Origin of the sequence: Ralstonia flaminis (assembly GCF_958415495.1) — a bacterium.
In the GTDB taxonomy this organism is placed as follows: Bacteria; Pseudomonadota; Gammaproteobacteria; order Burkholderiales; family Burkholderiaceae; genus Ralstonia; species Ralstonia flaminis.
The window spans coordinates 362,340-375,051 of record NZ_CATZLL010000002.1 but is presented as its reverse complement, the minus strand read 5'-3'; the positions used below and the strand labels follow the sequence as shown (position 1 = coordinate 375,051).

The 12,712-nt window shown below is 60.5% G+C and carries 10 protein-coding genes; 3 read left to right on the top strand and 7 right to left on the bottom strand.

All coding sequences use genetic code 11. The features are described from left to right. Positions 1-3 precede the first annotated feature (3 nt). The 5 genes from R2N11_RS04325 to R2N11_RS04305 form a co-directional block, all read right to left on the bottom strand. On the bottom strand, positions 4-1,344 hold the full coding sequence (locus tag R2N11_RS04325) for an MFS transporter (protein ID WP_199028057.1): 1,341 nt from the start codon (positions 1,342-1,344) through the stop codon (positions 4-6). Between the two features lie 245 nt (positions 1,345-1,589). Continuing rightward, entirely contained in the window at positions 1,590-2,537 is a 948-nt protein-coding gene (gene galU / locus R2N11_RS04320; protein WP_316680268.1) for a UTP--glucose-1-phosphate uridylyltransferase GalU, read from the bottom strand. A 246-nt stretch (positions 2,538-2,783) separates the two neighbouring features. After that, entirely contained in the window at positions 2,784-3,620 is an 837-nt protein-coding gene (locus R2N11_RS04315; protein WP_199028061.1) for a coiled-coil domain-containing protein, read from the bottom strand. Positions 3,621-3,934: 314 nt separating this feature from the next. Continuing rightward, the gene (locus R2N11_RS04310; RefSeq protein ID WP_199028063.1) at positions 3,935-4,942 is read right to left on the bottom strand and encodes a ParB/RepB/Spo0J family partition protein; all 1,008 of its coding nucleotides are present in this window, start codon (positions 4,940-4,942) and stop codon (positions 3,935-3,937) included. Further along, positions 4,939-5,607, bottom strand: coding sequence for an AAA family ATPase (locus R2N11_RS04305; protein ID WP_316680267.1), 669 nt, complete (start codon positions 5,605-5,607; stop codon positions 4,939-4,941). The genes R2N11_RS04310 and R2N11_RS04305 overlap by 4 nt, the downstream gene beginning before the upstream one ends. A 402-nt stretch (positions 5,608-6,009) precedes the next feature. On the opposite strand from R2N11_RS04305, the gene R2N11_RS04300 reads away from it, so the two are divergent. Further along, the gene (locus R2N11_RS04300; protein WP_199028067.1) at positions 6,010-6,213 is read left to right on the top strand and encodes a cold-shock protein; all 204 of its coding nucleotides are present in this window, start codon (positions 6,010-6,012) and stop codon (positions 6,211-6,213) included. A gap of 81 nt (positions 6,214-6,294) precedes the next feature. Here R2N11_RS04300 and R2N11_RS04295 read toward each other — a convergent pair whose 3' ends face one another. Continuing rightward, positions 6,295-7,371 carry a replication protein RepA gene (locus tag R2N11_RS04295; RefSeq protein ID WP_199028068.1) on the bottom strand — a complete coding sequence of 359 codons (1,077 nt, stop codon included), beginning with the start codon at positions 7,369-7,371 and terminating at the stop codon, positions 6,295-6,297. Positions 7,372-8,821: 1,450 nt separating this feature from the next. On the opposite strand from R2N11_RS04295, the gene R2N11_RS04290 reads away from it, so the two are divergent. Continuing rightward, a complete protein-coding gene (locus R2N11_RS04290; protein WP_316680266.1) occupies positions 8,822-10,126 on the top strand; it encodes an NCS2 family permease in 1,305 nt (434 codons plus the stop codon). A 287-nt stretch (positions 10,127-10,413) separates the two neighbouring features. Here the strand turns inward: R2N11_RS04290 and R2N11_RS04285 are convergent, their stop codons facing one another. Further along, positions 10,414-11,688 carry a site-specific integrase gene (locus R2N11_RS04285; RefSeq protein WP_199028072.1) on the bottom strand — a complete coding sequence of 425 codons (1,275 nt, stop codon included), beginning with the start codon at positions 11,686-11,688 and terminating at the stop codon, positions 10,414-10,416. A 213-nt stretch (positions 11,689-11,901) separates the two neighbouring features. Between R2N11_RS04285 and R2N11_RS04280 the strand changes: the two genes are divergently transcribed. Further along, positions 11,902-12,684 carry a DUF4397 domain-containing protein gene (locus R2N11_RS04280; RefSeq protein WP_199028124.1) on the top strand — a complete coding sequence of 261 codons (783 nt, stop codon included), beginning with the start codon at positions 11,902-11,904 and terminating at the stop codon, positions 12,682-12,684. The last annotated feature ends 28 nt before the right edge of the window (positions 12,685-12,712 follow it).

Here is a 12,712-nt window from a genome sequence, read left to right as displayed (position 1 = left end):
GCATCAATGTTCGATTCGCGAGTGCTTGCGAGTATCGCGCATGAACACGTACACCATCAGCGAAATGAAGATCGTGCCCGTCACATACCAGTAGAACAGCGACTCGTGGCCGGCCTGCTTGAGCCACAGCGCGATGTACTCGGCCGTGCCGCCAAAGATCGACACCGTGAGGGCATACGGCAGGCCAACGCCCAGCGCACGCACTTCCGCCGGGAACAGCTCGGCCTTCACCACCGCGTTGATCGACGTGTAGCCCGAGACGATCACCAGCGCGGCCATGATCAGGAAGAAGGCCGTCCATACGTTGGTCGTCTGGCTGATGCCGGTCATGATGGGCACCGTGAAGAGCGTACCCAGCACGCCGAACGCGATCAGGATCGGACGACGGCCGATGCGGTCAGACAATCCGCCCACGATCGGTTGCAGAATCGCAAACAGCAGCAGCGTGGCGCCGGACACCAGCGTGGCCTGGTCTTTCGACAGGCCGACCGTGTTGGCCAGGAACTTCTGCATGTAGATCGAGTACGTGTAGAACGCGACCGTGCCGCCCAGCGTCAGGCCCACCACGGTGGCCACCGCACGCGGATGCTTGGCGAGTTCGGCCAGCGTGCCGCGCTTCTTGTTGTCCTTCGCAGCGGTGAACGACTGCGTCTCTTCCATGTGCGAGCGCATGCGCATTGCGATCAGTGCGCACAACGCGCCGATGAAGAACGGAATGCGCCAGCCCCATGCCTCCAACTGCTCATGCGTCAGTACAAACTGCTGCAGCACGATCAGCAACGCCAGCGCCACCAGTTGCCCGGCGATGAGCGTGACGTACTGGAAGCTGGAGAAGAAGCCGCGGTTTTCCTTGTTGGCGACCTCGCTGAGGTAGGTGGCGGACGTACCGTACTCCCCGCCCACCGACAGGCCCTGCAGCAGGCGCGCCAGCACCAGCAGCACCGGTGCGGCAACGCCGATGGTCGCGTAGCTTGGCGTGAGCGCAATGATGAGCGAGCCCATGCACATGAGCACCACCGAGAAGAACAGCGCGCGCTTTCGGCCATAGCGGTCGGCGTAGATGCCCATCAGCCAGCCGCCCACCGGGCGTGCCAGGAAGCCGACGGCAAACACCGCCGCGGTATTCAGCAACTGGGCAGTCTGGTCACCCTTGGGGAAGAACGACTTGGCAAAGTACAGCGCAAACGCCGAGTACACATACCAGTCATACCACTCGACCAGATTGCCGACCGAGCCGGAAAAAATCGAACGCAGACGGCGACGCACATCTGCGGGGGTGTCTTTGGTGGGGGCTTGGGTGGGCGTGAATTCGCCCGTGACCGCGCCAGCCTGGGGCTGCGTCATGGTGTCTCCTTGGAGCGTTGCGGCGGCGCTGTCGAAGGCCCGCCGGTTTATGGGTGTCGCTCTTACTCAAGAAGCATTCCATGCGGAACGCAGACACAACAATCCGCTGCAAATGCCCTTGGGACAAGGCTTTGCAGGAGATCACCGGATCAACGAGAACAAGGAAAGTGTGCGGCTTTCCAGAATCGGCCGTGGAGGCTGTGCGAAAACCCGCACGGTCGATCGGGGACAATCATCAAGGAACGTCAAGCGGCCACGCCCAGCGGAATGGTGTCGCGCACCAGCGGGGCCGCTTCATCCACCATTTCTTGCGCTAGCAGCAGATCCATACGCGTGGCTAGGTACGCCTCAAAGTCAGCGCGCACTTCCGGATGGCGCAGCGCAAATTCCACCGTGGCCTGCAAGTAGCCAAGCTTGCTGCCGCAGTCGAAGCGCTGGCCGCGATAGCGGTACGCCAAAACCTGCTCTTCGGCGAGCAGGCTCTGGATGGCATCCGTCAATTGCAATTCACCACCCGCCCCGGGCTTCAAGTTGCGCAGATGATCAAAGATGCGCGGCGTGAGGATGTAGCGCCCGACGACGCCTAGATTGGACGGCGCGTTCTCTGGCGCGGGCTTCTCGACAATGCCGTCGAGCTTGACCAAGCGGTCATCCCACTCTCGACCCGCCACCACGCCGTACGAGCGCGTCGCCTGCGGTGCAATCGTCTCAACACCGACGATCGAGCAGCGGTAGTGGTCATACAGCTCCGTCATCTGCTGCATGACGGGCGGCTGGTGGTCCAGCAGGTCGTCCGCCAGGATCACGGCGAAGGGCTCGTCGCGTACCAGTTTCTGCGCACACAGCACCGCATGGCCCAGCCCCAACGTTTCCGGCTGGCGCACATAGAAACACTCGACGCCGGGCGGCTTGATCGATTGCACCATCTCCAGCAGGGCCTGCTTGTTCTTGGCCGCCAACTCCGATTCCAGCTCGTACGCCTTGTCGAAGTGGTCTTCAATCGCGCGTTTGGCGCGACCGGTGATGAAGATCATCTCCGTAATGCCCGCAGCTGCCGCCTCTTCCACCGCATATTGAATCAGCGGTTTATCGACAATCGGCAACATCTCTTTCGGGCTGGCCTTGGTGGCGGGCAGAAAGCGCGTACCGAGCCCCGCCACGGGAAACACGGCCTTGGTGATCTTCTCGTTCATGACAACTCCATCGATGCGACGTAACGTCATGAGCAAGCCATGTGCCTGCGGGTCAGCCCTTTGGCGGAGCGGGATGGACAGTTCCCGAGCGCATTCGAGCGCTGTCCGGCGAGCCGTTCCTACAAGCGATTGCAAGTCTGCCGACCCAACTTTCAGCGCCGAAAGTTGAAAAGCGTACCCAATTCTGCGAGACCATCGACACCCGTTTGCGGTGCGACGGACCAGTAAGCACACGCTAACAGCGCATCAGGAAGACGGCTTGACCCAGCCGCGCGAGACCGGCGCGGACCGTTCTGGAACTCGGCGGTAGGCATCGATTTGGGTACGAAGTTGTGTGACTTCGGCTTCCAGCGTACGGATACGCTGGCGCAGTTGGTCAGCTTCAGTTTGGGTCTGTTGGCGCACGGCGTCGTTCTGCAGGCGCAGGAAGCGCTCGGTGCCGGCCAGCGCGCTGGCAGCGCCCTCCAGGCGCGCGACGGTCTCGAAGGTTTGCTCCAGACGCTCAAGCGTCGCATCCGTCAGCTTGGGCGGGGTGGCCGGCGCCGTCGCCAGGGCCTCCCCAAGGCGGCGCTCCAGATCCGCCATTGCCGCCTGCAGTTGTCGGTTGCGCGCGGCTTCGTGCTCCAACGCACGTTCGGCAACTTCGGCGCGGATACGTGCCTCCATCCACTCAGCACCAGCGCCTGGCGCACCGATCGCACGTGACGCCACCCGATCACGCTCCTCACGGGCCGAGTGACCAGTTGGCGCCGGAAGCGTACCCGTTTCTGCGAGCGTCCATGGAATCGGCCATGGTGAGACCGCTTCCACGGCGGAACCCGCGGACGTATCACCACGGCCCCGCGCACGATCCACCGCCTTCTGCAACGTGGTGTTGCTTGGCCGACGCTGTACCCCGGCTTCAGCCAACCACTGTGCGTATCGGCGTGCGCCATACACGCGACGTGTCACAGCATGAACCGCCTCGATCACCTCATCGAGAAACACCGCGTTGTCATGCGGGAAGGCGACATCCAGACGCTGGATCGCATCAACGATTCGCAACTGCTGTTCAGGCGAGAAATGGAGACCGGGTCTGGACATGATGGATGAATCTAATGTTCGAACAGTGTACATCAAGGGTTAAAAACATCAATATTAGATAGTAAGTAGTCATTATTCACATAGTGATTTTATATAGTTGCAGCGGCGTTTTCATGCTCGGGGCGGCAAAAGAAGCCTTCGGAATGCGTTTGCAGGAGCGCTTTCGGCGGTGCAATGGGGCTTGCTTGACAACCGAGCATGCAGGCAACGGGGACGCAGAAATGGGTACGCCCTCCCCTCTCGAGGACCGGCGAGCGGGCGTATGGGCGAAAAAAAAGCGCCCCGAGGGGCGCTTCTGATGATCTGAAAGGGTATTACAGCAGGGCGATGTCCAAGCCGAAGCGGCTTTTCAGCGCTTCCACCAGGGACTCGCGAGAAGCCCGATCTTCCAACTTCACGTCCAGCATGACCCGGCCGGAATCCCACTCCTTGATTGTGCCGAGAAGATCACCTTCACTGCTGCGAATCTTGTATTGCCGGCTGACTTCCTTGACCTTCCGGGTACGCCCTTCCTGGGCCACTTTTCGGATCTGCTCAACGTCGCGGCTTGACAAGCCTTCTTCCAACACGCGATGCACCAGTTCGCGTGTACGTTCCTCTCCCGCGCTCTTGAAGTACAACGTCAACTCGTAGCCGGTTGCAATTCCGATCCCCGCGGGGCGCTCTTTCATGACGTCGAGCACGGTTTCCGGCAGCTTCAGCAAAGCCAGAGTCTTATTGACCGTACCTGCCGACACGCCGGTAATCTCACAAATATCTTCTTCTTTTTTTACTTTTCCTTCGTCCAACAACTGCCGCCAGGCGATTGCATTGTCCAGCACCGATTGCCCCGAACGTTGTTCGTTCAGAACAAACGACAAGCGGTAAAAATCGATGTCCGACAGGCCGTCTTCAATGAAGCAGTCCATCTCGGCTTTACCTGCGGCAGCGAGAGCGCGCTTGCGGTAGTGGCCGTCGATCAGGACATACCAGCCCGGCTTCTTGGGATCAGGCGCTGCCAAGCCAGGCGTCTGCTGGCCGTGCGTGGCAATCGAAGCCGCCCGTTCCTGCACAATCTGCGGATCGTAGATACGCCGGGCGTTCAGCGGGTTCTCCTGCAAGCGCTCCAGCGGAACCTTGACGACGCGGCGCTCGGAAGTGTTCGCGGGGGCAGGACTTTCAGCGCTGAAAGCAGGTGCCGCGGGCTGCCCGAGCAAGCCGCGCGGATGTGAAGTGATGGCCTGTTCAGCCAATGCAAACCGGTCAACCGGAGTCGCTTTGGTTTTCTCTGCCGCGATACCCGCCAGCATCCCATCCTTGAGCGATTTCAACTTCGCGCTCATACACGTTCCTCCTGCAACAACTGCAACACCTCGTCGACCATGATGTCGACCTCATTGATCGCCTCTCTCGCGCCATGCACGCCATGCACAGTGGCACCGATTGCCTGGCACTCTCGGAAGGCCGAGCGAGAACCGATCATGGAATCCATCAATGGGATGTCACCGTCGTCACCAAGAATTTCAATGGCTTGTTTGGCGAGCGATACCCGTCGCTGAACCATGTTGGCCAGCACGCGAATCCGCAGTGTTTCGTTGGTTACTTGCGCCTGCTGTGCAAGCGCCTTTGCCGCGACCGCCGCCCAGAGATCCGGCGGTGAGGGCACGACTGGAATCAAGGCGATGTCAGAAATGAGCAACGCGCTGGATGAAGAGGGGGAATGTACTGCAGGTGGGCAATCGACCACGATGTAGTCATAGTCACCCACAAACTTGCGAACTTCCCGGTGCATAGCACCACCAGATGGAGCAAGGCCGATCACCGACGCGGGAAACGGTTTCTCGTCTGGCGCCTGTGCCGCCCATCGGGTGGCCGTGCCTTGTTCGTCCATATCGACCAGCAGCGTCTTACTGCCGCGTAGGCCGAGGGTTCCGGCAATGTGCATGCTGACCGTTGTCTTGCCGCACCCGCCCTTCTGATTGAATACCGTTACGATCTTGGCGCTCACTGGCCCTCCACTTTCAGCGCTGAAAGTCAGCAGCGCTCATCTTAGGGAAGAGGCCGAGAAAACACAAGATCAATAAAATTCAATTTATATAAATAAAAAATACGGTCGACTAGGTGCAAGCGGAGTTCAACCCGCCTAAATTGAGATGTAAATGTCGTCTTTGGCGCATAACGTCCTGTGTTTGCCCGGTACTTGCGGGCATCGTAGGTGTTTACCAGCGCGTGCGGAAAAGCGACATTTCAAAGAAATACGGACCATCGACACTGTGCTCCAAACTGGTTATGATGCTTAGACAGTCGTCTGAAGACTTTGTCTACGCAGGATTCGGAATCAGCCGGACTCTTCGTGCGATGTCCGGATCGGCTGGACGACGTGTTTTTTGTTATTTAAAGGAATTTTTGCATGGCCACGGGTACTGTCAAATGGTTTAACGAAACCAAAGGCTTCGGCTTCATCACTCCGGACGGCGGCGGCGCAGATCTGTTCGCGCACTTCTCCGAAATTCAGGGTTCGGGCTTCAAGACCCTGAAGGACGGCCAGAAGGTCACCTTCGAGGTGAAGCAAGGCCCGAAGGGTCTGCAAGCCTCTGGAATCAAGCCGGAATAAGCATTTCGGGTTGATTGCCTGAGATGAAAAAGGGGAGCTTCGGCTCCCCTTTTCTTTTGCTTGCAGCAAATGAATTCTGCTTCAGGCTAGCTTTCGTACGCTGGTGCGCGACGGCTGCAGGATCAGCGCCTTCGATGAGTCCGCGTCTACCTTGGCATCCGGATAGACCACCAGCACGTCCTTCAACGCCTTGCGGAATAGCGCGCGGAATTTCCGCTCGCTTTCGGTCTCGGTGCCGAACTGCATCTGCAGGGCTTCCCAAGGGATCTCTGTACGCTTCTGGATTGTGAAGAAGCGATAGGTGAGCCACGAATAGACGTCGAGCGCAAACGGCGATTGCTTAAGCGCCTTCAACGCCCGCATGTCTACCGGCACTGGACGATTCACGAGCTCGTTGAAGAACGGTTCGGACAGCACCACGAAGCTCTCGAACATTGACCCCTGCCCCGGTTGCATCGGGTCCCACCAGGTCGACAGTTGATCTGCCAACAGGTAGCCGATACGGTCGATCGACAGTGGTTCCTGGTTCTGATTCTGGCTGCTGGGTGCTGACTTGTTCTGCACGATGGCAATCGTTGCCGAGAACAGGCGAATCATCTGCTGGCGCACCAGCGTCATGGTGCCCCGCTTTCCTCCCGTGGCCATCGGAATGCCCAGGTTGTACATGAACTCCGATAGCGAGTTGCCGAGCGAGATGCGCCGGTCTTCCACTGTTCCCTGGAATTCGCCGCGTTTTTTCTTGGCCATGATTTCCTTGCCGATCCAGGCCAGCATCAGCCGTGGATAGGAGCCATAGGGATAGCCAAACGAGACCGTCTCCGAGACGATGCGCTGCCGCCCATTGGTGGCTCGCTCGGAGCGCTGCTGGGTGAAGTACCCAGGTTGAATCATCAGCGAGATATTGCCGCTTGAGCGCGTCCAAACGGGTGGCGAGCCCTTGGGAGCACGGTAGGGGAGGGTGACTTGCACGCTGGCACGGCTGAGGAAACCGACTTCGCCGCTTTGCCACGCGTCTTCGCGCTCCATCGCCTGAGCTTCGTCGAAGAGTCGCTGGAATTTTTCTGGTGCGGCAATGACTTGCCCTCCCGAGGGGACGATGATGCGGCCAGGCGAACTGTCGTCCGGCTTCCCGTTGGGTGTAAGGCGTTTCGTGACCATGGTGAGCAAGATTTGTTCAGAGCCTTTGTACTAAAACGCCTTCGCCTTGTCACGCAGAATTGGGTACGTTCTCCGATTTTCATTCGTTGTTGCGGGAAGGGCGTCGGTGGGCAACCTGAAGGGTTGTCCACGGAAGACCTTTCCTGACTACAAGTTATCTATACCTTCTACGTTTACTACAAGTAAACCGTATACGCGCCCCGCAAAGCCTTGCCAGCACTGGGTTCAGGGGGGTATTTCGTACCCAATTCTGCGAGGGTGCGAACCAGATTCTGCGTGCTTGCGTACCCGCTTCTGCGCGAAACCGTACCCGCTTCTGCGCAAAGCCCGTCCCCATTTCTGCGGGGACAACATGAGGTTGTCCACAGTGTTATCCACAGAAAATGGCCGCAGGCGGTCCAAATCCGCAGTGTCTCTGGCGATGCGTACCCGTTTCTGCGGCCGAAACGCCCATGTCTACGTGCCAGAAAGTGCGCTAAGGCCCAAAGCGTACCCGTTTCTGCGCTCCAATCGGCGGGCCGCTAGCGTTCACGCGTACCCAAATCTGCGCGCCATCGAAAGATGCGCACTCTACATGCATTGATTTACTAGGTTCTATGGAAAAGCGAGCGCCAGCTTCGCTGCAAGTTCATCAAACCTATGCGTACCCGTTTCTGCGAAAGTGCAGATTGGTGATGGCATCGGCGTCGAGTCTCCTGAATGTCGGCTTGCACCAGGCACCAGAACTTTCATCGCTGAAACTTGAGGGTGGCCGCTTGGACGGAGATCTGCCGAACGGGAGTCGCCTGGCAGGGGCGTACCTGTTTCTGCGGGTAAAAACCCTTATTCGCCAACGGCTTGCCGTTATGAGCTGCATCGCTTGCGTACCCGTTTCTGCGAGCAGGCACGCAGATTTGGGTACGCGCCAATCCGTTTCGGCTCGCAGAAACAGGTTCGCTTCTCACTAGGCGGAAGATGTGTTGGCGCGCAGAAACGGGTACGTATCGCCAACGGGAGCCACGCAGAAACGGGTACGCCCGAGCCGTAGTCCCCAGTGCCTGGGCTGCACGACACCTATTTTCCTGCAACACGTACCTGTTTCTGCGAGAGGCTGCGCAGAAACGGGTACGCCAATCGCCAACCCGATCGCTCCACATTGCGGTTTCGCAGAAATGGGTACGCTCTATGTGGCGCGGCTGGCCACGCTCCGACAGGTGGACATGCGAGGAAGCGCGCGTGCAGAGCGCCTACGTTTCGGGCATCATGCGCATCCCGTGCGCCGGCCGACTGGCACGTGGTCGACGCGTTTTCCATCATTTCATTCGAATGCACAGCATTTTGACCGCCACGCTTTGGTGTGCCGGAATCATGTTCAGAGTAGCCTCGCCCCGTGGTGGGCGTGCATTGGGGGACACGGCCCTACCCTGGGCTGGCCAGCGATGACACTTCACAACAAGAGGAGACAACCCGCATGAACTGGCTCACACGCACCTTCAAACTCGAGGAACACCAGACCGACGTCCGCACGGAAGTGCTCGCCGGGCTGACGACGTTCCTCACGATGGCGTACATCATCTTCGTCAACCCGAACATCCTGGCCGACGCAGGCATGCCGCACGACGCCGTGTTCGTCGCGACCTGCATCGCCGCGGCGACCGGCACGATCATCATGGGGATGTACGCGAACTACCCGATCGCGATGGCGCCGGGTATGGGCCTGAACGCCTACTTTGCGTACGCGGTGGTCAAAGGGATGGGCTTTACGTGGCAGGCGGCGCTGGGCGCGGTGTTCATCTCGGGCTGTCTGTTCCTGCTGGTGAGCGTGTTCCGCATCCGCGAGATGATCGTCAATGGGATTCCGCATTCGATCCGCGTGGCGATCACGGCGGGTATCGGGCTGTTCCTGGGCATCGTGTCGCTGCGTGGCGCGGGGCTGATCGTCGGGAACCCGGCGACGCTGGTGACGCTGGGCGATGTGCATCAGCCCTCGGTCATCCTGGCGGTGATCGGCTTCTTTCTGATCGTGGCGCTGGACCACCTGCGCGTGAAAGGCGCCATCCTGATCGGCATCCTGGCCGTGACGGCGGCGAGCTTCTTCTTTGCCGGCAACACCTTCCACGGTGTGGTGTCGATGCCGCCGTCGCTGGCGCCGACGTTCATGCAGCTCGACATCATGGGTGCGCTGTCGGTGGGCATTCTGAACGTGGTGCTGGTGTTCTTCCTGGTGGAGTTGTTCGACGCCACGGGCACGCTGATGGGTGTGGCCAACCGTGCGGGCCTGCTCAAGCAGGGCAAGATGGACCGCCTGAACAAGGCGCTGCTGGCCGACAGCACGGCCATCATGGCCGGTTCGCTGCTGGGCACGTCGTCGACCACCGCGTACATCGAGAGCGCATCGGGCGTGCAGGCCGGTGGCCGCACGGGCTTGACCGCGCTGACGGTGGCGGTGCTCTTTCTGCTGTGCTTGTTCTTCTCGCCGCTGGCTGGCGTGGTGCCTGCCTACGCGACGGCGCCCGCGCTGCTGTATGTGTCGTGCCTGATGCTGCGCGAGCTGGTTGACTTGGACTGGGAAGACACCACCGAGGCTGTGCCCGCCGTGCTGACGGCGCTGATGATGCCGTTCACCTACTCGATCGCCAACGGCGTGGCGTTCGGCTTCATTACGTATTCGGGCCTGAAGTTGTTCACGGGCCGTATGCGCGAAGTGCCGATCATCGTGTGGATCATCTCGGCGGTGTTCCTGTTCCGCTTCTTCTACCTCTCGGGAGGGCACTGAGCACGTTGTGCTGCCAGTCGCCAATCAGACAGCGCGGACCTTCGGGTCCGCGTTTTTTATGGCCGAGTGCCCAAAGCGTACCCGTTTCTGCGTGCAATTTTGGGTGTGAGCGTACCCGTTTCTGCGTAAGGATGTGAACGATCGGGCGGCCGGGCGTACCCAATTCTGCGAACGATGTGAGCGACAACTGTTGCGAGAATGCAGTCAACAATCGATCTCGACGATCTGTGCGAACACGGAGAAAGCACGTACTGCGTACCCGTTTCTGCGTGATATGTGGAGGAATGTCAGGCCGACGGTGTGGCCAGTTTGCGTGCCGCCTCGGCAATGCTGGCGGTCAGATTGGCTTCACGTGCGCGTGCTGCGGTCGTCGGCAACGCTGCTAGGCCGAGCGCATGGGCCACGTCGGCCACCGCCTCACCCGCGGCAAGCCGCTCGCGCAGGTGCGCGCCACGAACACCGCGCAGCGAGGCATTCGCCAGACGCATCGCCGCTTCGGTCTGGCCGAGGGTGCGTGCGTAGTCCGCGGCTTCGATCAACATGGCTTTGACGATCTGCAGCAGCTGTGAACGTGAGGCAATGCCTTTGCGCTCACCAAAATCGCGGCGCAGGGCGGGAGAGTCGATGATGCTGCCGTCGGCACGACGTGGTGAGCGTTTGCGGATTGACAGCAGCAGCGGCGTGCTTTCGTTTGGCAACGGCAGCGGCGGCAAGCCGAACGCCGCGCGGTACTCGCGTAGCGTGACCATCAACGCATCGCACGGTAGCCACCGCTGTGCACGTCCGCTGCCGACCGCCAGCAACCAGACGGATGTCGGCAGCGCATCGTCGGATGGCGCTTGCGCTGTGGGTACAGCATGCAGCGCGACATCGCCCATACGCGCGCTCACGAGTTCCGACACACGCAGGCCCGCATGCGCAAGCAGCTCCGCGAGGAAGCGATCGCGTGCCTGACGCAGTCGGGCTTCCCGCCCCAGCGCCACACGTGCACGCACCGCATCGACCAGCAGCGTCATGTCGGAGGCATTCAGCGCGGCTTCGGATGCACCGGCCACCACTGGCGGTACTGGTGGTGCTGAGGACGTGGCGGCCGGCTCCGGCACGGTGATGACCATCGCGTCGTCGTCGAGAAACGGGTTCGTGCGCAGATAGCCGGTGCGCAGCAGCCAGCCGCACAGGTTGGCTGCGATCACGCTGCTCTGGCGAGTGGAGCGTGCCGAGAGCGCGCCGCGCAGCGGTGTCCAGTTGGCGTCGTCGCGTTCGATGCCGCGCGCACTGATGGCCCAGGCAGGTGGTTCTTGCAAAAAGCGCAGATATGCGATGGCGTCATCGCGCAGCCAACGGGCGATTGGCTTGCCGAACGTGCGCGCATACCAGCACACGCGCTCTGCTTCCACACGGTACTGCGACAGCGTTGACGCGCTGACTGCGCGTCCGCCCGTTGCCCGTGCTTCGAGCCATGCCTGCACGCGCTCGCGATCCTGTGCGAATGCTTGCAGATCCGCCTGGGAGGCGGCTTTCTCGGGAGGAGGCGCGGCGTCTGCCGGGCGCGGTTCGGACATGCTGGAACGCGTCGTGTGCATGGGAGGAGCGGATCGCGCAAGTATAGCGAGGCGGGCTCGGATACAGCGGTGCGCGTGTAATTGGAGTGGTGATTCAACAGCGCAGGCACGCGCTGTGCTCGGTACGGGAGCGTTGCATTGGACGACAACACACGCGGGTGCGCAGCAGGGTTGCCGCCCGCTCCAAAACACTCTCCTCCGAGGTTGAAGATGATGAAGAACCAGATCAGGAAGATTGCCACGGTGCTTGCGTTGGGCTCACTGGGCGTACTGGCGGGGTGCGGTGGTGGCGATGACGACATCGGCCAGATCATCGGCACCAGCGCGCCGCAATACCGCACGGTGCATGCCAATCCGTTCATCCAGAACGTTGACTTTGGCGTGAACGGCACCGTCAAGATTGCCAATGTCGGCTTCAAGAGCGTCAGCAACTATTTCGGCATCGATTCGGGGTCAGCTGTTGCGACCGTTGCGAGCGCAGGCACCTCAGCGCCACTGGCATCGGCGAGTTTTTCCCCAGCCAATGGGCATCGCTACACCGCACTGGCCATCGTCGCGGCCACCGGCACTGCGACCAGCCTGTCGATCATCGATGATCCGTACAACAAGTCGATTCTCTCGGACAAGGCGCGTGTGCGTACCTTCAACGCGTCGTACAACGCGAACAACGTTGACGTGTACGTGACCGCGCCGAACGCCGACATCACCACCCTCTCACCAACCATGGGAGGCGCGGCATACGGCTCCGCATCGCCGGTTAGCACGCAGGACTCGATCTATCTGGACGGCGGCACGTACCAAGTGAGCGTGACGACGGCGGGCACGAAGAATGTCATCTTCGCATCGCAACCGTTCAGTCTGGCCAACAATGCCGATTGGCTGATCACTACCCTGCCTGCCGGTGGCTTAGGGGCGGTCACGCCAAACGCCATTCGGGTGCTGGTGGCGCAGGCCAATGGCGCCTCGCAGACGGCTTCCGAATTGCCGTCGAAATAAAAATAAGCGCGTTCGCGCGTTGCGGGCG